General features: G+C 26.6%; 19 protein-coding genes and 1 other RNA gene. 5 read left to right on the forward strand and 15 right to left on the reverse strand.

The features are described 5' to 3' along the window. Window positions 1-10 precede the first annotated feature (10 nt). Complete coding sequence (locus ACTT9C_RS00875; protein WP_440922623.1) at window positions 11-838, forward strand: Mrp/NBP35 family ATP-binding protein; 828 nt, start codon at window positions 11-13, stop codon at window positions 836-838. Here ACTT9C_RS00875 and ACTT9C_RS00880 read toward each other — a convergent pair. From ACTT9C_RS00880 to thyX, 5 genes are all read right to left on the reverse strand, one after another. Next, the gene (locus ACTT9C_RS00880) at window positions 830-2,665 is read right to left on the reverse strand and encodes a carbamoyltransferase family protein (protein WP_440922624.1); all 1,836 of its coding nucleotides are present in this window, start codon (window positions 2,663-2,665) and stop codon (window positions 830-832) included. The two genes, ACTT9C_RS00875 and ACTT9C_RS00880, sit on opposite strands and share 9 nt — an antisense overlap. A gap of 1 nt (window position 2,666) precedes the next feature. Beyond that, window positions 2,667-2,816, reverse strand: a complete 150-nt coding sequence (locus ACTT9C_RS00885; protein WP_440922625.1) for a DUF5989 family protein — start codon at window positions 2,814-2,816, stop codon at window positions 2,667-2,669. Between the two features lie 17 nt (window positions 2,817-2,833). Continuing rightward, window positions 2,834-4,066, reverse strand: coding sequence for a hypothetical protein (locus tag ACTT9C_RS00890; protein WP_440922626.1), 1,233 nt, complete (start codon window positions 4,064-4,066; stop codon window positions 2,834-2,836). Window positions 4,067-4,311: 245 nt separating this feature from the next. Beyond that, window positions 4,312-4,698, reverse strand: a complete 387-nt coding sequence (locus ACTT9C_RS00895; RefSeq protein WP_440922627.1) for an SxtJ family membrane protein — start codon at window positions 4,696-4,698, stop codon at window positions 4,312-4,314. 29 nt (window positions 4,699-4,727) lie between these two features. Then, window positions 4,728-5,675 carry an FAD-dependent thymidylate synthase gene (gene thyX / locus ACTT9C_RS00900; protein WP_440922628.1) on the reverse strand — a complete coding sequence of 316 codons (948 nt, stop codon included), beginning with the start codon at window positions 5,673-5,675 and terminating at the stop codon, window positions 4,728-4,730. A gap of 4 nt (window positions 5,676-5,679) precedes the next feature. On the opposite strand from thyX, the gene ssrA reads away from it, so the two are divergent. After that, window positions 5,680-5,981: a transfer-messenger RNA gene (gene ssrA, locus ACTT9C_RS00905) on the forward strand. 78 nt (window positions 5,982-6,059) lie between these two features. Here the strand turns inward: ssrA and ACTT9C_RS00910 are convergent. The 3 genes from ACTT9C_RS00910 to ACTT9C_RS00920 form a co-directional block, all read right to left on the reverse strand. Further along, window positions 6,060-6,971 carry a hypothetical protein gene (locus ACTT9C_RS00910; RefSeq protein WP_440922629.1) on the reverse strand — a complete coding sequence of 304 codons (912 nt, stop codon included), beginning with the start codon at window positions 6,969-6,971 and terminating at the stop codon, window positions 6,060-6,062. 14 nt (window positions 6,972-6,985) lie between these two features. After that, a complete protein-coding gene (locus ACTT9C_RS00915; RefSeq protein WP_440922630.1) occupies window positions 6,986-7,186 on the reverse strand; it encodes a hypothetical protein in 201 nt (66 codons plus the stop codon). A 171-nt stretch (window positions 7,187-7,357) separates the two neighbouring features. Continuing rightward, window positions 7,358-7,729: a phosphoribosyl-ATP diphosphatase gene (locus tag ACTT9C_RS00920; protein WP_440922631.1), complete on the reverse strand. Its 372-nt coding sequence runs from the start codon at window positions 7,727-7,729 to the stop codon at window positions 7,358-7,360. 53 nt (window positions 7,730-7,782) lie between these two features. On the opposite strand from ACTT9C_RS00920, the gene fumC reads away from it, so the two are divergent. Continuing rightward, a complete protein-coding gene (fumC, locus tag ACTT9C_RS00925) occupies window positions 7,783-9,171 on the forward strand; it encodes a class II fumarate hydratase (protein ID WP_440922632.1) in 1,389 nt (462 codons plus the stop codon). Here the strand turns inward: fumC and ACTT9C_RS00930 are convergent. Next, the gene (locus tag ACTT9C_RS00930; RefSeq protein ID WP_440922633.1) at window positions 9,159-10,742 is read right to left on the reverse strand and encodes a hypothetical protein; all 1,584 of its coding nucleotides are present in this window, start codon (window positions 10,740-10,742) and stop codon (window positions 9,159-9,161) included. The genes fumC and ACTT9C_RS00930 overlap by 13 nt on opposite strands. 32 nt (window positions 10,743-10,774) lie before the next feature. Between ACTT9C_RS00930 and ACTT9C_RS00935 the strand changes: the two genes are divergently transcribed. Further along, a complete protein-coding gene (locus ACTT9C_RS00935; RefSeq protein WP_440922634.1) occupies window positions 10,775-12,811 on the forward strand; it encodes an ATP-dependent helicase in 2,037 nt (678 codons plus the stop codon). Beyond that, window positions 12,808-14,505 carry a M24 family metallopeptidase gene (locus ACTT9C_RS00940; protein ID WP_440922635.1) on the forward strand — a complete coding sequence of 566 codons (1,698 nt, stop codon included), beginning with the start codon at window positions 12,808-12,810 and terminating at the stop codon, window positions 14,503-14,505. The genes ACTT9C_RS00935 and ACTT9C_RS00940 overlap by 4 nt, the downstream gene beginning before the upstream one ends. On the opposite strand, the gene ligA is transcribed toward ACTT9C_RS00940, so the two are convergent. The 6 genes from ligA to ACTT9C_RS00970 all read right to left on the reverse strand — a co-directional run bounded on the left by ligA (window position 14,498) and on the right by ACTT9C_RS00970 (window position 20,654). Beyond that, the gene (gene ligA / locus ACTT9C_RS00945) at window positions 14,498-16,519 is read right to left on the reverse strand and encodes an NAD-dependent DNA ligase LigA (RefSeq protein ID WP_440922636.1); all 2,022 of its coding nucleotides are present in this window, start codon (window positions 16,517-16,519) and stop codon (window positions 14,498-14,500) included. The two genes, ACTT9C_RS00940 and ligA, sit on opposite strands and share 8 nt — an antisense overlap. Before the next feature lies 1 nt (window position 16,520). Then, entirely contained in the window at window positions 16,521-17,354 is an 834-nt protein-coding gene (locus ACTT9C_RS00950; protein WP_440922637.1) for an outer membrane protein assembly factor BamD, read from the reverse strand. Window positions 17,355-17,403: 49 nt separating this feature from the next. Beyond that, the gene (lpxC, locus tag ACTT9C_RS00955) at window positions 17,404-18,324 is read right to left on the reverse strand and encodes a UDP-3-O-acyl-N-acetylglucosamine deacetylase (protein WP_440922638.1); all 921 of its coding nucleotides are present in this window, start codon (window positions 18,322-18,324) and stop codon (window positions 17,404-17,406) included. A 63-nt stretch (window positions 18,325-18,387) separates the two neighbouring features. Next, window positions 18,388-19,095 (reverse strand): hypothetical protein, encoded by a 708-nt coding sequence (locus ACTT9C_RS00960; RefSeq protein WP_440922639.1) that lies wholly within the window; start codon window positions 19,093-19,095, stop codon window positions 18,388-18,390. Next, window positions 19,085-19,759: a cell division protein FtsQ/DivIB gene (locus ACTT9C_RS00965; RefSeq protein WP_440922640.1), complete on the reverse strand. Its 675-nt coding sequence runs from the start codon at window positions 19,757-19,759 to the stop codon at window positions 19,085-19,087. The genes ACTT9C_RS00960 and ACTT9C_RS00965 overlap by 11 nt, the downstream gene beginning before the upstream one ends. Further along, window positions 19,740-20,654: a D-alanine--D-alanine ligase gene (locus ACTT9C_RS00970; RefSeq protein WP_440923114.1), complete on the reverse strand. Its 915-nt coding sequence runs from the start codon at window positions 20,652-20,654 to the stop codon at window positions 19,740-19,742. Before ACTT9C_RS00970 ends, ACTT9C_RS00965 begins: the two co-directional genes overlap by 20 nt. Between the last annotated feature and the right edge of the window lies 1 nt (window position 20,655).

Genomic DNA, 20,655 nt, shown 5'->3' on the forward strand with positions numbered 1-20,655 from the left:
AGATCCAAATATGCCAAAGGAAAAACCAGAATTAAGTGACGCAATGAGAGCTAAAATGAGTGGAAAATTGCCTAAGAAAAATCCAATTAAAGGCACAAAGTTTACAATTGCAATTTCAAGTGCAAAAGGGGGTGTTGGAAAATCCACTTTCGCAACAAACTTGGCTTTAGCTCTAAGAAATGTGGGGTGTAAAGTTGGTTTGTTAGATGCTGATATTTATGGTCCTTCAATACCTAAAATGTTTGGGATAAATGAAAAGCCTAAAAGTGATGGTCAAAAATTAGATCCTGTAATTAAATACGATATTCAATGTATGTCGATTGGTTTCCTAACAGATCAACAAACACCAATGATATGGAGAGGTCCAATGGTTACAAGCGCAATTAGAACATTTACTCAAAAAGTTAACTGGAAAGATCTGGATTTTATTATTATAGATATGCCACCTGGCACTGGTGATACACAGCTTACTTTTTCTCAAGAAATAAAAATAGATGGGGCAATAATAGTATCAACTCCTCAAGAGGTTGCTTTATTAGATGTGAAAAGGGGAATCAAAATGTTTGATAAACTTGGCGTAAAAATTTTAGGTTTGATAGATAATATGAGTTACTTTATTGGAGATGACAATAAAAGATATAATATTTTTGGTGAAAGTGGAGTTGAAAAGACTGCAAAAGAATTTGATAAAAAATTTTTAGGAGAAATTCCTATTGATCCCGAAGTGGGAAAATCAGCAGATATAGGTAAACCGATTGTTGAAGAAAATTCTAATAGTAAGATCTCAAAAATTTATCTAGATTTAGCAAAAAATGTCAAATCTTTATATTTAGTCTAACTCAAATTCTTGGGTGTAGTCCTTTTTTAATTTTGGGTTTTGTTTTTTTTTATCAAGAATACAATTTCCAATAACAAGATAGTCTAACTCTGTTCCCATAAAACAATTGAATGCATCAGTTGGAGAGTTTACAATTGGTTCTCCTCTTACATTAAAAGAAGTATTTACGATTACCGCACATCCTGTTTTGTCTTTAAATTTTGATAATAAATCATGATATATTTTATTTGTAGATTTATCTACAGTTTGAATTCTTGCAGAATAATCTACATGAGTAACTGCGGGTATTTCTGACCTTTTTATATTCAATTTATCTATTCCAAAAAGACTTTTCTGCTCATCGGTCATTTCAATTTTTTTTTCAGGATTTACTTCGGCCACTAGAAGCATATATGGACTCTCAATATCCATATCAAACCATTTGGATAAATCTTCTTTAAGCACTGAAGGTGCGAAAGGTCTAAAGCTCTCTCTATATTTTACTTTTAAATTTAAATTTTTTTGCATTTTATCCGATCTTGGGTCACCCAATATAGATCTATTACCTAACGCTCTAGGACCAAACTCCATTCTACCTTGAAACCAACCTACAGCTTTTTCATTTGATAAATTTTCTGAAGTTTGATTAATCAAATCCTCATACTCCAGAGTTTCGAAGTGTGCTCCCACAGAATCTAGTTCTTTTTCAATTTCAGTTTGAGTAAATTCAGTTCCAAGATATGAACCTTTCATGTCATCGCTTGTATTTACAACTCTTTTATTTTTATTTTCTATATGCCACATAGCTAATGCTGCTCCAAGAGAACCTCCTGCATCTCCTGCGGCTGGTTGTATCCAAATTTTATCAAATATTTTTTCTCTCAAAATTTTTCCATTAGCAACACAGTTGAGTGCGACTCCACCTGCTAAACATAAATTTTTTATTCCAAACTCTTTTCTTATAGATCTTGATAACTTTATCATTATTTCTTCTGTTACTTTTTGTATTGATGCTGCTATATCCATATGAAACTGAGTTATTTTTTCATTAAGTGGATTACGAGGTTTTTGGCCAAATAAATTATGAAAATTATCATTAGTCATTGTAAGACCTGTAGCATAATTAAAAAATTTTTGATCTAATCTAAAAGTTCCATCATTTTTTATGTCTACCAACTTTTTTATTTTATCCTCATAAATGGGATTTCCATATGGAGCTAGACCCATAAGTTTATATTCACCACTATTTACTTTAAAACCTGTGTAATAGGTAAATGAAGAATAAAGTAATCCTAAAGAATGTGGAAAATGAATTTCTTTCTTAATTTCTAAATTTTCATTTTTTCCTATTGCGACTGTAGTAGTTGCCCATTCACCTACTCCATCAGCAGTTATTATGACAGCCTCATCAAATGGTGATGGAAAAAAAGCACTTGCTGCGTGACTTAAATGATGATCAGAAAAAAAAATATTTTTATCACTTTTAAAATTTTTATCATGAGATTTAAGTTTATTAAAAAGAAGATTTTTTTGAAAAAGTTTTTCTTTAACCCATATTGGCATTGCCTTAGCGAAAGATAAAAATCCTCTAGGAGCAAAAGCAACATAAGTTTCTAACAACCTCTCAAATTTTAAAAATGGTTTTTCAAAAAAAACTATTTGATCAACCTCACTCAGTTTTAATTTTGAATAGTTCAATACAAATTCAATTGCATTATGGGGATAGCTTGGATCATGTTTTTTTCTTGTAAATCTTTCCTCTTGAGCTGCTGCAATTATTTTTCCGTCTATTAAAATACAGGCAGCACTATCATGATAAAAAGCAGAGATGCCTAAAATAGATTTCACTTTAAAAAATTGTATAAATAAAAGGAGCCACCGCAGTACCCTGGGTTAATACTATTAAGCCCCCAAACAAAACTAAAAAAATTATTATGGGTAGAAGCCAATATTTTTTTCTAACTTTTAAAAATAATATAAATTCTTTAATAAAGCCCATTGATCAAATAACTGAAATTAATTATCTATGACTTGTTTATATATTTCTTGAGAAATTTGTTCTACTGCTTTTTTGTTATAATGAGAATGCATTGAAAAATGATAGAAAGATAATGGATTTTGGTGATATTTAAATAATTTTTCATAAATATCTATTAATTCAATATTTAGATCATCGACAATATTTAAAACATCTTGTCTAAAAAAATCATTCTTCTTCAACATATGATTATTGTCTAAAAATCTCGTAGAAGATGGCAAATATACAAAATATAGTTTTGCGTTAAGTAAATCTGTTTCTTTTTTAGCTTCAATCAATACTTCTTTTAAGAATTTAGTAGATTTGTTATAGTCTCTATCTTTAATTCTGGCGAATAAATTTGTAAATAAAATAGCTCTAATTTTTTGTAATTTAAAAACAGATATAATTTTTGTGTACAGGTCATCATCTGAAGAACGCTGACTAGTATCTATTTTTTTTTCAGCCAAATCTAATTTTAAAATTCTCTCATCAACAAATATTGAATAAGATTTCTCAATAGATTTTTGTTTTTTTATCAAATCTTGAGTAAAGTTTTTAGAAAAATATTTATTTAATGTTTTTGATTTTTTTTCCTCAATAATTTCTATTAGGTCATTACCTTCATAATACATCCAAAGAATTATTTTTGGATTAATTGTTTTAGTATATTCCTTTAAAGTAGCTAATTCTAGTAAGGGTCCATTATTTGGCTGAGCCAATCCTAAAACAGTTTTATTAGAAATCTTTTTTAATGTTCCAACAAAATTATTTTCGAAATTTAAATACCCACCATGAATAAAAGAATCTCCTATCAGTGTAATATAAACTTCTTTATCCCAATCATCATCTTGGTTATTAAAGCCATATCTATCTGTTGTATAAAATTTATATTCTCCTGTTTCTGAGCCACCAACGTAGAGTTTTTTTGATAGACCTGATAGTGGAAGTATTCTTTTTGAGTTTTGTTCATCATTATCTTTGTCCTCAAAAATTTTAATTTCATTCTCAATCATCCGATAAGGAGTAACTAATAGTGAAACATCTGTACCTTTTTCTCTTAACTCTTTTTGAACTTGAATTGGGGATCTAACATCAACAACTTTTCCATATTTTTCAAAAATAACCTTAGCTCTATTTTCTCTAATTTTTTTATTTTCTTTTATTGAGTCGCTAGACTCTTTGTAAATAGCTCTTACAAGAACTTCTGTTAAATATATAATAAATATCAAAGTAAATAAAAAAAGTAGAATATTTTTCTTAAACTCAGAATTAAAGAATAATAGAACTGAAAAAAAAATGATGCTTCCTGCTGAAAAAAAATAATAAATTAAATAATGATGAAGTCTAAATGAATTGAAAACAAAATATGACTTGTAATGCGTATATAATAGCAAAACTATTGAAAAAAAAAGAAAAATATAAATTAAAAAGTTTGTAAAATTAAAAATTTTTTTATTATTTAAAATCATTTAATCTAAAATTGATTTTTCATATTACTTTTATCATCCTTTTTTTTTATCCAATATGTTTCATCGCTACTAAATCTTAGATTAAGTAAATCTTTTTTAAATATTCTCATTAAAAGACCTATGGGAGTTACTACTAAAAAAAAAATTATTCCCATTATTATTGGGGAAACAATTTTTGATAACAAAATTCCAAATTTAAACCATAATTTATTAAGTGGGTTTAATAATTTTGAATTTAATAATCCAAGAATTAAAAAAATAAATGCAATTAAAATTGCCCAATATCTTATTTCTCCATAATTAATTAATGGCCATAAACCTATAATTAAAAAAACAAGGCTAAAAACAATTCCAAAATTTCTATTAGATGGGCTTTTAATATTTTGATCCATTGTTTTTTATTTAATTTTTATTGAGATGCTTATATTAACTTATCATTTAAACTAAATGCTATCATTAATTCATTCCACTCCCTCTTTGAAAGTCCAGATTCTTCGATTGAAATACTCTCGCCTTTAATTAAATTTTGTAGAACTTTTTTTGCTTTGGCTGAAACTTCTGTTCCACCTACTCTATAATCCATAAAGGCATCATATGTAATTGGAACCCATTTTCTTAAAGTATTTAACATTATGTCTGCATAAACTCTTATTTCATATTGTGCATGATGATCGGCTCTCAATCTTAAAAAGTTCATCAAATTTAGCAAATCAGTTTTCCAATACCATTGAGTATAAGTATTTAGAGTCAAATTCATTCTTGCAAGTTCTCTTGCTAAACCTTTTTTATTCTCATCGATAGTAGAACCGTCATATCTTTCATTTAGCATTGTTTCATAATTTGAATAAGTTCTTTCTGCATCATTTTTTAAAAGTTCTAAAACTTCTTTTGCTTGCTCACCTTCTAAAATATCACCTCTTCCTTGTCTATTAGATGTAGATTGCGCAGCTAAGTTTTCATTTGTTGGCAAATAAAATTCTTTATCTAAAATTGAGTACCGTGCAGAATACTCATTTACATTTGCAGTCCGATGTCTAATCCACTGACGAGCAATAAAAATTGGTAACTTTATATGATATTTAATTTCACACATTTCAAAAGGAGTACTATGCCAATGGCGCATTAAATATTTTATCAAACCTGCATCAGTTGAAACTTGTTTTGTGCCCTTCCCATAAGAAACTCGAGCTGATTGTACAATTGATGTGTCATCTCCCATATAATCAACTACTCTTACAAATCCATGATCTAGAGCTGGTATTGCCTCATAAAGAATTTTTTCTAATTCGGGAACAGTCACTCTTTTTGTTGAATTACTTTGTGATTGTTGATTTTTTATATCTTCTTGTTGTTCTTTAGTTAATTTCATGAATGTTATTGAATCTCTTGCATTTCCTTTTATATTAATAAAGTTGGATTTCCAACTATGACGATAAACGAATTTCGTAATAACCATTGCGGACGTGGGGGCAGTACCCACCACCTCCACCATTTACAACTTATGGGGGTGAACTAGATTCGACGAGTGACTAAAGGCTATTCTTTCGTTCGGAATTGTTCCTCCGAAAAGGGCTATTTTATAATTGCTAACGAAAGTTATGCACTTGCTGCTTAATTAACTTCGTTAATTAAGTAAACGGGGTTTTGGGGCACCTGGCAACAGAACGCCCCTTCCTTCTTTAAAATAAGTTTTAATTATCAACGTAAATTTAAAAATACAACCTAATGACTCGTCCTGTACTCGTCATATAAACTATAATTTCTTTTTTTCTTTGAAATATTCTTTCTTATAAAACTTTATCTTATATTTTTCAGGATCATTTTTTAATGGAATTCTAAAAAATTTTTTCTCATCAAGATTTTTTATATCATCATAAGAAATTCTTTCACCTTTTTTGAAGGTCATGAATTGTCTTGCAAGTTCTAGAGAAGCTATTTTATTATTGTGGAATAATTTCGCTTTATAATAATTCAAAAGATCCTCGGCACTTTTAAGCTCAAGTTCATATAGAGCATCTTCAATGGTTAATGTACTAATGTCTGCATTAAAAATAAAATTTTGTGGTATTATACTTTGTCGAGTTTGACTCGGAGCTTCAAAAAGAAAAAGAATTGGCTTTCCATTCTCATCAAGCTTATATTTTGGTTTTACTAATGATTTATCTGGGGAAAGAGTTCTTCTGGCTATTTGTTTTTCAATATCGGTATATTCACCTGATCTACATTTAATAAAAAATTTCCATTTATTTAATGATATTCCAGTTTGATCAATTTTAATATTTAATCGAGATATTTCATTATTTTCCAATAATATAGAATTATTATAAATATATTTTAATTCTCTATCATTTTCTTGATCAATTACTTTTAATTCATTTTGATAAGTTATTCTTGTAGTGTCGCCATCGTATTTAATTCCCTCTTCAGGAATACCGGTTAATATAATAATTCTTTTCAGGTCTGATTTATCTAAGACTAACTTTTTATTTGTGTCTACTTCCAACTTAATAACTTTTCCAGCCAGAACCTCTTGTTCTGATTTATCAATTTTCTGCTCTTGAAGATAAAATTCATCGATTAAACAATTAGCTTTTATTATATCGGCTTTAGCTTGAATTATTAAAACGAGTGTTGCCCAAGATATAAAAAGTATTAATTTTTTCATCTAAGTTAAATTATTTAATCATTTGTAACAGACAAACTTGGACCTCTTATTGCAGCACAACTAAATCCAGATCTATCACAAATAACAACTTTTTGGATTTTATCATTTGCATAAGCTTTTCCAATAATACCGCTTCCACCATTCATCATCTGAATATTTATTCCTATAATACCAACTGCAATCACAGCTAATACGCCTTTTGTAAATTTATCCATTTTTCCTCCTCTAATATAATTTCAATAATATCAAAATTAAACTCTTTGGCCGAGTCGATTTTGACTCGTCCTCTACTCGTCCTAATACGTTAAATTTATGTGTTTTTGGAAAAATAATTAGCTATAATCAAACAAAGTTCGGGGCACCTGGCAACAGAACGCCCCTTAATTTTACTCTAAAAATTTTTTTAAATTTGGTTTAAAATAGTTAGGTCCCTTCATTACTTTACCTAATTCATTATATATTGGTTTGCCATTTATATCTAATTTACTCATATTTGAATTTTGAACTTCATCAAAACATTTATCAAGATTAATACCAAAAGCATGTCCTGCCCCATATGTAACATAAAGAATATCAGTTAGTGCATCTGCTATTTCGACTAAATCTTTTTTATTCATTGCATTTTCTAGTTCATCAAACTCTTCTTTAATAAGACTTAATCTCAATTTGTTTATTTTGGCACTACTCATAGAAGGTCTTAATTTTACTTCTTGACCAAAAGTTTTCATAAAAGTGCCAACTTTCTCAAAATTTGTCATTTTGCTCCTGTAAGTTATTTAGTTTTTAATATATAAATAGCCATTAACTATCAATGAAATTTCGTAAAGAATTTGACAGTATTGGATCAATAAAAGTACCAAACGATAAGTATTGGGGTGCATCTACGCAAAGGTCAAAAAAATATTTTGATATAGGAGAATTTTTAGTAAGACCTAGATTAATTAAATCTATTGCCATAATAAAAAAAGCAGCTGCGAAAGTTCACTTAAAAGAAAAACAAATTTTGCCTAAAATTTGTAAAGCAATTATTTCTGCATCTAATGAAGTTATTTCAGGGAAACTAAATGACAATTTTCCATTAAAAGTTTGGCAAACAGGGTCAGGTACACAAACAAATATGAATGTGAATGAGGTGATAGCTAATAGGGCTATAGAGATTTTAGGAGGAAAAAAAGGTACAAAAAAACCAGTTCATCCTAATGATCATGTGAATAAATCTCAGTCTACAAATGATGTTTTTCCAACTGCAATGCATATAGCTATCGCTATTGAAACTAAAAATAAATTGATTCCATCTTTAAAATTACTCAATAAAGAACTAAAAAAAAAAGTTTCAGAATTTAAAAATATTATAAAAGTTGGAAGAACACACCTCCAAGATGCAACTCCGCTTTCATTAGGGCAAGAATTTTCTGGCTATCAGTCTCAAATTGAAGACAGTATTAATAGGATTAGTAAAGCATTAAATGAAATTTATAACCTTGCTCAAGGTGGTACTGCCGTTGGAACCGGAATTAACAGTAAAAAAAACTTTGATAAAAAAATAATTAACGAGATTAAAAAAATTACTAAATTACCATTTAAACCTACAAAAAATAAGTTTGCAGCTTTAGCAGCGCACGATGAAATAGTAAATTTTTCTGGGACATTAAATACAACTGCAGTGAGTTTAATGAAAATCGCGAATGACATAAGATTCCTTGGATCTGGCCCAAGAGCAGGTTATGGAGAACTAGTGCTTCCTGCAAATGAACCTGGCTCTTCTATAATGCCTGGAAAAGTTAATCCTACACAATCTGAGGCAGTGACAATGGTATGTGTGAAAGTAATTGGAAATCATAATGGAATTACGATGGCCGGTTCTCATGGACATTTTGAGTTGAACGTATTTAAACCTTTAATCGCTCATAATATTTTACAATCCATTGATTTATTGTCAGATAGTATTAAAAACTTCACAATTTTTTGTGTCAAAGGTATAAAAGCAGACAAATCTAAAATAAAAGAGTACTTAGATAATTCTTTAATGCTTGTAACAGCACTTGCACCCTTTATTGGATATGACAACTCAGCTAAAATAGCCAAACTAGCTCTTAAAAATAAGACAACTTTAAGAGAAGAGGCTATCAAATCAAAACTAATAAACGAGAAAGATTACGATAAAATTGTCAATCCAAAAAAAATGATTTATCCGGCATAAATTTTAAAAAATTCTTTTACAAAATTTCTAAATGTTACTTTATTAAATATATTGTTTTCTTTTCTATTATAATCTTCAATAAAAGAATTTATTTTTTTATTAGATTTATTATCAACAACTAAATTGTTAAGATAAATTTTATTTTCATTAAAATCATAAACAAAATCAGCTTTAATTTGATTAAAGACGTTTCTATAATTTCTTTTAATTTGAAAATATCTAAAAAATTTCTCAACATCATTGAAATCAAATATTATCTCACCAATAAGTTTTTTTTCATCTTTTTCATTTAGAAATTCAATATCTTTAGATCTTAGAGAAACTGATTCATTCCATTTTACATCAAAATCATTTGCAGTTATTCTGCTATCACCTAAAACAACTTTCATATTCAAATTTTTAAAATAATCAAATTTTTCTACTTTATTTATTTTAATATTGAAAACAGCATTTAAATTTGGATTGTATAATAAATCAGTATTAAGAAGGTCATATATTAAATTATCATTATTAAATATTTTTTTTTGACTAACATAGTCAAAGCTTAAATCTGAATAAAAGTAAAATGGTTTTAAATTTAACGTTCCATTAAAATTATCATTTTTAGATAAAAAATTTAATGTTTTATTTTCAATTTTATAATTGAATGAATTTTTTTTATTAAAGAATAAAATGTCAAACGAGCCCATAATATCTTCGCCATTATGCTTAATTGTTGTTTTACTATCAAGCCGAATTTTTCTAGAACTTAGTTCAATAAGTTTTTTTTTATCATAATCATTTCTACTTACATTTAATTTCAATGGAATATTAAAAATTTCAAATCCAGAATTTAATTTTTGTAGTTGATTTGTATCATCATGAAAAAAGTTAATTTCTTGCAGTTTAGATAAAAATAATAAATCGTTATTATTATCCCTAAAAAATAGCTTATTTTTTTTAAATATTATTCTATTTTCCATTTTTAAATTATTTAAAATCTCATTAAAAAAATAAATATTATCTGAATTTGTATTAAATTCTGTATTTTTGAAAATTAAATCTTTAATCTTTAATTCTTTTAATGAGAAGAAATTATTAAAGGAAATATAAAACTTTACATAATTAGATTTTCCTAAAATATCATCCTCAAATAAGATATTTAAATTCTTTGTGAAAAAATATGGACGAGGAAAAAGTCCATAATTTATTTTTTCATTAAATTTAATATCAATGTCATATTGATCGGAAATTTGGTCAGTAAAAAGTTTTTTTATTTCATCTTTATTATAAAAAGCGGGTATAAAAAAATAAGAAAAAAATAATACAACTATCAAAGCGATAGATATGCTTAATTTAGAATTTAAATAATGTAGTTTTTTCTTGTTCTGATTGAATTTTTTTAAATTTTTAAATTTATCAAAAAAACTCTCAATCCTACTGTCTAGGTGGATTATTTTTTTCTTTAAAGGTATTTGTCTATTAGATTGAGATTTAGATCTATCTATTTCTGTAAAAAAACTTTCTATAATTTTAATTATTGGTAATAATATTTTTCTAAATTTTTTTTTGTAAAAGTTTAAATTAAACATAAATTGTTGAGACTTATAATTAAATTATTCAAATGGTAAACTCTGATTATCTTAAAAATCTCAATGATGCTCAAAAAAAAGCTGTATTATCTATAGAGGGGCCATTATTGATAGTTGCAGGGGCTGGATCTGGTAAAACAAAGGTTTTAACCAGTAGAATTGCTCATATTATTAAAACTAAAAATGCTTTTCCAAACCAAATTCTTGCAGTCACATTTACAAACAAGGCTGCTAAGGAAATGCACAGCAGAGTCAGTAAAATTTTGGGTTCATCAGCAGTTGGACTTTCTTGGTTAGGAACATTTCATTCAATTTGTGCAAAACTATTGAGAAAACATGCACCTGCCGTAAACTTAAAATCAAATTTTACAATTATTGATACTGATGATCAAATAAGGCTTATAAAAAATATTTGTAAAGCTGAAAACATAGACGTTAAACAACTTGCCCCAAGGTATATTATCGCAATAATTGATAAATGGAAAAATAAAGGTTTATATCCTGACGAAGTAAATATAAATAAAAAAGATATATATGAAAAAACTATTTTACCGGTATATAAAATTTACCAGCAAAAGTTAGTTGAATTAAATGCCTGCGATTTTGGAGATCTGATTCTTCATTCAGTAAAAATTTTAGAAAAAAATAAAGATATAAGAGAAATTTATTGTAAAAATTTTAAGTACATTCTTGTCGATGAATATCAAGATACAAACTATATCCAAAGTAAATGGTTAAATCTATTAGCAGAAAGAAATAGGAACTTATGCTGCGTAGGCGATGATGACCAGTCAATTTATAGTTGGAGAGGTGCAGAAATAAAAAATTTTTTAGAATTTGATAAAATTTACAAAGATACAAAAGTAATAAGACTTGAACAAAATTATAGATCTACAGAAAATATTTTAACAGTTGCTTCCTCTTTGATCTCTAATAATGAAAATAGAGTTGGTAAAACATTAAAATCAACAATGGAAGCAGGAGATTTGATACAGTTAAATTGCTTTAAAAATGGGAAAGATGAAGCTATTGGAGTATCAGATGAAGTAGAAAAAATAAAAAAAGATTTTTCACTTAATAATATTGCTATCTTAGTCAGAGCAATTTTTCAAACTAGAGAATTCGAGGAAAGATTTTTAAAAATAGGCATGCCATATAGAATTTTGGGTGGAATTAAGTTTTATGAAAGAGCTGAAATAAAAGATAGTGTAGCTTATTTAAGACTAATTTATCAAGATAAAGATGATTTAGCATTTGAGAGAATTGTGAATAATCCAAAGAGATCTGTTGGGGAAAGTACTATTAAAACAATTCATGAATTTTCTAAAACTAGTAAATTAAGTTTAGAAAATTCGTCAAGAAAGATGATAGAAAAAAATTTGATAAAACCTAAGGCAAAAATCGGTTTAAATATATTTTTAGATTTGATTTCCAAATGGCGTAATGATCTTAACATCAAAAAAATAAATCATGTGAAATTGTTAGAAATTATTCTAGATGAGTCTGGATATTCTGCAATGTTAAAAAATAAAAAAGATCTTGAAAATGAAAATCGTCTTGAAAATATTAAAGAATTATTAAGTGCAATGAAAGAATTTGATAATCTAGAAAGTTTTTTAGATCATGTCTCCTTAGCTACATCTATTGATCAAGATTGGGAAGGTGAAAAAATCAACATGATGACAATGCATGCAGCAAAAGGTTTAGAGTTTGATGTTGTTTTTTTACCAGGATGGGAAGAGGGTTTGTTTCCGCATCAGAAATCGATAGAAGAAAAAGGACAGAATGGTCTGGAGGAGGAAAGGAGACTAGCATATGTTGGTATCACTAGAGCCAAAAAAAAAGCAATTATTTCATTCTCAATGAATAGATTTTATCAAGGGGATTGGATAGATAGTATGGCATCTAGATTTATTGAGGAACTTCCAGAAGATAATTTGGAAAAAAATTCATTTTTTGACGATAATACAAATACATTTGATGAATTTGAATTTAATCAAGATGTTGAACTAGATGACGAGTCCAAAAGAAGTCCTGGTTGGATAAGATATCAAAAAAGAATCAAATGATAAGATCAAGAATAAGAAGATTAAAAGACCAGTTTATAAAATATAATTTAGATGGCTATGTAATCCCAAAAAACGATGAGTTTTTTTCTGAATATTCAAACAAAGATAGATTGGGCTTTATTTCAAATTTTAAAGGGTCAGCAGGATACGCAATAATTTTAAAAAATAAAAATTATCTTTTTGTTGATGGAAGATATACCATTCAAGCTAAAATTGAGAGTGGGAAAAATTTTAGAATTATTGACTATAAAGAAATTCGAGATATAAAAATATTTAAAAACTTAAATTTAGGAATAGATCCGAAATTATTCACATCAGATCAGATTAAAAAATTTTTCTTGAAGAATAACAGGGTAAAAATTATAAATGAAAATCTGGTTGATAATATTTTTAAAGCAAAACAAAAGAAAATTATTCCTTTTTACTCCCTTGACACAAAAGTAACTGGTGAAAATCATTCTCAAAAAATACAAAAAATATTATCATTTTTAAGAAAAGAGAGATTAGATTACATATTTATTTCTGCTCCAGAAAATGTAGCATGGTTATTGAATATCAGAGGTTACGATAGTCCAACAAGTCCAATACCAAACTGTCATTTAGTAATTGGTAAAAAAAGAGAAATTTATTTAATTGTAAATAAAAAAAAATCGAAAAATCTTGTAAAAGAAAAAAAATTAAAAAAAAACCAAATTATCGAATTTAAAAATTTTCCTAATTTTTTTAACAAATTAAATGGAAAAAATATTTTAATAGATAGAAAAACGTGTTCTATCTATTTTGAACAAATCTTAAAAAAAAGATTAAAAATTATAAAAAAAGAAGATCCAATTTATCTTTTAAAATCAATTAAAAATAAGATTGAAATTGATAATATGGTAAATGCACACTTAATAGATGGAGTTGCATTAACAAAATTTATTTTTTGGTTAAAGAACAAAAAAAAATTAAATATCACTGAAGTCGATGCCCAAAATAAATTAGAATATTTTAGAAAACAGAACTCAAATTATTTATTTCCAAGTTTCGATACTATAGCAGGTAGTGGTAAAAATGGAGCAATTGTACATTATAGAGCAACGAAAAATAATACAAAACTTTTAAAAAATAATGAATTGTTCCTCTGTGACTCTGGAGGACAATATAAATTTGGCACAACAGATGTTACAAGAACTATTTGTTTCAAAAATCAAAATAGAAAAATAAAAGATATTTTTACTAATGTTTTGAAAGGACACATTGCTGTCGTTAATACCGATCTCAATAAAAAAAAAACTGGGAGATTAATAGATAGTGAGGCTAGAAAATTTCTTATTAAAAATAATCAAGATTATAACCATGGAACCGGGCACGGTGTTGGTTTTTTCTTAAATGTTCATGAAGGTCCTCAAGCTATTTCAAAACAAAATTCAGTCAAAATTCAAAATGGAATGATACTAAGTAATGAGCCTGGATATTATAAACAAGGTAAATTTGGAATACGTATTGAAAACTTAATTTATGCGAAAAAAGTTAAAAATAAGTTAATTTTTGAAAATTTGACTTTGGTACCAATAGAAAAAGATTTAATCAATTTTAAACTATTAACAAAAAAAGAAAGGGATTATATATTTAAATACCATTTTGAAGTTTATTCAAAGTTATCTCCGTTACTTAATAAAAAGGAAAAGAAGTGGTTAGCTAGCTTTATTTAAGCATTTCTAGCCAAGATGACTGATCTAAAATTTTTACTTTCAATCTTTTTGCGGCATCAATTTTTCTATTTGTAGGTTTTTCTCCAACTATTAAATAATTAAGCTTCTTTGTAACATTGCTAACAATTGATCCTGAATTTTGTTCTATCAAAGATTTTGCTTCTGAACGACTCATGCTTGAAAGTTTACCAGTAAACATAAAAGTTTTGTTACTGAAAATACCATCAGTTTTTTGGTTTTCAGCATTTTTCACTATGATTACTTTTTCTAGGTTTTCTAAAACATGTAAATTTGTACTATTTTTAAAAAAATTTTTTATTGAATTAATCTGAGTCTCACCAATTCCATCAATATTAATCAAATTATCAAAATTATTTTTTTTTGATAAAGAGATAAAATTTTTTAATGATTTTAAATTTTTTGTTATAATTTTGGCATTTTCTAAACCTATATGTCTAATACCCAGAGCGTAAATAAATTTTTCAAAAGAAATTGTTTTTTTTTGATTAATTGAATATTTCAAATTTGCAACTGATTGCTTTCCCCATCCTTCTAAATTTTCTATTTTAGTATAATCAAGCTTAAATATATCATGGGGAAATTTTATTAGATTTAAATTCCAAAAATTTTCAACAATTTTTTTCCCAAAGCCATCAATATTAAAAGCCTCTTTTGATACAAAATGTTTTATCTTTTCTATCGCCATTTTTTCACATTCATAACCCTCACTTGAGCATCTTCTAATTGCATCTTCTTTTTTTGTTGTGAAATTAAAGTCTTTTACAGTTTTGGATCCACAAGATGGACAATTTTTCGGAAAATTAAATTTTTTTGAATCTTTAGATCTCAATTTTAAATCTACTGAAATTACATGAGGTATAACATCTCCCGCTCTTTCAATTAAAACTGTGTCTCCAATTCTTATATCTTTTCGGTTTATTTCCTCTTCATTATGTAAAGTTGCATTTGAAACAACAACACCTCCAATATTAACTGGTCTTATTTTTGCTACTGGTGTTAAAGCACCAGTTCTACCAATTTGAATTTCAATGTTTTCAATTTTCGAAATACTACTGTTAGCAGAAAATTTATGTGCGATAGCCCATCGCGGAGCATTTGCAACATTTCCCAATCTTTTTTGCAATGTGAAGTTATTTACCTTATAAACAATTCCATCAATATCAAAATCTATTTGATCTCTTTTTTTTTCGATTTCATTATAATTTTTCATTAAATCTTTTGTTGTTTTAATGGTTTTATTTAAAGGATTTGTTTTAAAACCCCATTCCTTTAACTTTTTTAAAAAATCTTCTTGAGAGGACACTTTCAATCCTCTCTCATAACCAAAAGTATAAGCAATAAATTTCAGAGGAATCTTTTGAGTTTCCTTGGGATCTTTTTGTCTTAAAGAACCAGAGGCAGCATTTCTCGGATTTGCAAATTTATCTTTTAAATCTCTAAAATCGCTATTTTGAATAAATACTTCCCCCCTTATATCTAGCTCCTTAGGAAAATCTTTAAATTGTAATTCATGTGGTATATCTTTAATTGTTTTTAAATTTTCTGTTATATCTTCCCCCTCTTTTCCATCGCCTCTGGATAGGCCAGTTAAAAATTTTCCATCTTTATAAAATAATGATGCTGATATTCCGTCAATTTTGGGCTCTGCACTATATTCAATATTTAATCCTTTTTCATTATTCAAAAAATTGAAGATTTTTTTTTCAAAATTTATTAGATCTTCCTCAGTAAATGCGTTGCCCAAAGACAGCATTGGTGTTTTATGTTTAACTTTTTTAAAGATTTTAGATGGTTTAAATCCAACAGAATTTGATGGGGAACTCTTATGTTTTAAGAAATTATATTTTTTTTCTAAATCAATTATTTCTGATTTTAATTTATCAAATTTAAAATCATCAACTAACGGATTATTTAGATTATAATAGTGTTTGTTATATTTTTGAAATAATTTAATTTTTTTAAGATATTTTTGATTAATTTTTTCATCAACCATATTAAAAAAGATCTTTTATTTTTCTTAAAATTTTACTTTTCTCTTTTTTAGTTTTAGGAATTGATACTTTGTATTTTTTATTAAAAATTTTGTAAGTTTCCGCATACCACTCACCAGAATTGTAATTATAACCTAATAAAGACGCATACTTAAGTGACTCCTCCTCCATACCTAATTTAAAATAAATTTCTACCAGTCTATGGATTGCTTCTTCCACATGTACGGTAGTTTCATAATTTTCTAATACATTTTTAAATCTGTTTAGTGCAGGTATCCACTTTTTTTTTTTAACATAATGCCTTCCTATATAAACTTCTTTTGCTGCTAATACATCATTAATTAGATCAATCTTAAATCTAGCATCATAAGCATAATCAGTTTCAGGATAATTTTTAATAATAAAATTAAGTTCTTTTTTAGAAAGAGTTAAAGGAGCTAAATCTTTTTTTTCTCCCTCAATTGTTTCATAATAACACATTGCTAACAAATAATGAGCATAAGCAATATTTTCATCATTCGGGTAAGTATTAAAGAATCTTTTTAAATTTTGAATGGCCAAAGAATAATAATCTTGCATATAATAAGAATATGATGCCATTAAAACCGACTTAGATGCCCATTGCGATTGGGGAAATAAAATTTCAGCCTCTAAAAATTTTTTACCAGCTGCATAATAGTCACCCATTTCTAGTAAATTCATTCCCTCCTTATAAGCTGAAATCATTTCAACTTTTTGATTAGTCTCTTTTATTAACTTGATTTTCTCAGGCTCTTTACTACATCCAAACAATGTTGCTAAAGAGAAAAGAACTATTATTATTTTATTTTTGAACATCTATGCAAGTATACATAGTTAAAAAAAAATTATAAAGATGAATATTAAATTAAGCTATTGATCTTAATAAAGTTCTATTGATTAATGTATGAGGAAGTGTTCTTTCTTGAATTTCAATGATGGAAAAATTATCTTTGTTGGCAAATACTTCTCTTAATAAATTATTTGTTAAATAATGGCCTCCTTGCGAACATTTAATACTAGCAATCATTCGATACCCACTTGTAAAAAGATCACCAATACAATCAAGTATTTTATGATTTACAAATTCTTTTGAATTTCTCAAACCGTCTGTATTAAGCACATCCTCACCCTTCACAACAACTGCATTATCTAAACTGCCACCTTTTGCTAAACCGTTTTTCTTAATTGCTTCAATATCCTCATATAAACAAAAAGTTCTTGAATTGAAAATTTCAGTTAGATCATCTTCGTAAACATTTATTTTATTTCTTTGATCACCAATAATTTTATTTTGATACTTAAGTTGGAAATCAATATCCAAGCTTAACTTTGATGGCTCAATTGATATAAACTTATCTTTATTTTTAAATTCTATTTTTTTATTTATTTTAATAATTTTGATCGGTTTATCAGAACAAATTAAACCAACTGATAATATTTTTTCTATAAACTGTTTAGCTGAACCATCTAAAATTGGCACTTCTTCATTATCAATTTCAACCAAAACATTATCAATTCCAATTCCAAATAACGCTCCCATCAGGTGCTCTATTGTTGATACACTAACACCAGTGTTATTGCTTATTGTAGTATTTAAAGCGGTGTTGCTAACGTTTGTAAAATTTGGATATATTAAATTGTTTTCTTTTAAATCAACTCTTTTAAATACAATTCCTGTATCAGGATCAGATGGTTTAATACAAATTTTTACCTGTTTTCCACTATGTAGTCCTATACCTGTGAATGATACAGCTTCTTTTATAGTTTTTTGATTTAAAAGTGACACGAGAAACTTTTAATTCACAAAAACTTGATTTTAAAAACAACTAATATTACGAGAAAATACAAATCATTTGAAAAATTCAAAAAATTTCACAAAAAAACCGTTATTTTTGGGATTTTTGTTGGTTATATAAACCTCGTTTTCATTAAGTCCAAACATAACTTTTTGAGCAATTTCGTAAATATTTTTACTTTTATCGCTTGAAAAACCTTTTAAATAAGAATGACTAAATACCTTGTCTACAGATATTTTATACTCACTTAATAATTTTTTAATATTTTTTAACACATAATCGGGCAAACAGACAAAGCTTAAATCAATTGATAAATTTTTACATTTTTTTTTATCAGGAAAGACATTGTAATAATTATTATCAATATGAAATTGATCAATTTTTATGTGTAAAATATCCACATCCTTTAGTGTATCTTTGCAGTAACTCCTAGCATCTACCAATAGTTCATTCACTATCTTTGTATCTAATGAAATTATATCTACTTTATTTTTAATTGAAAAATATACTGTATAAATATTTTTGTAATCAATTATTAAGTGAACAGTTTCTATGAATTTTTTAAGTCTTTTTTCTACTTCAATAATATTTTTTTTTAAAAAGTCACCTAAAGCTATATAATTAATCTCTTTTGCATCATTAATTTGAGTCTCTTTATAAACTTTTTCAAAAAGAATTTCATTTTTTAAATCAGTAACAGTAAGAATAAATTTATTTGGAGCAACTGAAATAAATGTTTGAAAATCTAAATTATTTTGCATCTAATATTATTTGACCCTTTTGACGAAAATCAATCGTTTTTTTATCATTGAAATTTTTTTCTTTGGACAAACGTATAAACAAATTTAAAACTTCACTTATATTTTCTCTTGGTAATTTAATCAAATATCCATTTGAAGTCTCTATATCCCATCTTTTTGATTTATAGTAATATAAATTTAATATCTGCTTAAATTCAAAATTTGAGTCATCAATATTCTTTTTAAATTTTAAAAATTCACTCGTATTTAAATCACCATAAACATATGGCAATTTAGCTATTGATTTATTTTTCTTTATCAATTTACCATTTTTACCAATAAAGAAATCTTCACCATCTTTTTTTGTAACCGCTAAAAATTGAGTTTTCTTAATATTAACAATTAAAGTAGATGGATAATTTTTAAATATACTTAACTCTTCGATTACATTATCAGAAAAAATGTTTTTTTTTATTTCAAATTGATTAATAAAAAAAATATTTTTGGATTTTAAACTTTCAATTACATTCTTAACTTGATTACTTTGATCTAAATCAAATCCTGAGATTTTAATTCGTTCAATTATGGGTAGTCTTAAATTAATAATTGAATTATTATTTACTGTGACTAGTAAAAAAAATAAACATAAGTAAATAATAACTTTTTTACTTATTAATTGATGCATCTTCTAAGATTAATTTAATTAAGTTCATAAAACTAATACCAACATAGGAAGATATTTCAGGTACTAAAGATAGTTTAGTCATACCAGGCTGAGTATTAATTTCTAAAAGATAGAATTTTCCATTATAAAATTTAAAGTCCGACCTAGTAACACCCCTGCATCCAATCAATTTGTGAGCTTTAAGTGTTATATTCATGAGTTTCCTGTAATCCTTTTTAGATAAATCAACAGGGATAATATGTTCTGTTTTAGCTTTGGAATTATATTTTGCCTGATAATCATAAAATTTTCTCTTTGGTTTTAATTCAATTGCACCAAGTTTTTTTTTACCGATTATCGCAGCTTGTATTTCACGACCTGGTATAAATTGCTCAATTAAAACTTTTTTATAGTCTTTTAATAGTTTTAATTTACTGAAAAGATTTCTTCTTGTACAAATAAAGACATTTACACTAGACCCCTCATTAATTGGTTTAATCACAACAGGAAAACCCAATTTTTTATTAATTTCATAAATTAGCTTTTTGTCTGTTTTATTGAAGGTATATAAAAAATATTTTGGTGTTAAAATTTTATTTTTTTTAAAAATTCTTTTTGAGATTTCTTTATCCATTGCTTTGGCAGATGAAATAACACCGGAATGTGTATAGGGAATACCAATTGTCTCTAATATTGATTGAATGTATCCGTCTTCACCAAACTGTCCATGCAGAGCATTAAAAATAATGTGTGGTCTAAAATTTTTAGTTATAGATAAAAAATTTTTATCTGGTTCACATATTTTTACAACATAACCATTTTTTCTAAGTTCCTTAGCAACTTGTTTTCCTGTATCTATACTAATAATTCTCTCTTTTGAGATACCACCTGAAATTATTAAAATTTTTTTTTTCAAA

The organism is Candidatus Pelagibacter sp. (assembly GCF_052049575.1).
GTDB lineage: Bacteria > Pseudomonadota > Alphaproteobacteria > Pelagibacterales > Pelagibacteraceae > Pelagibacter.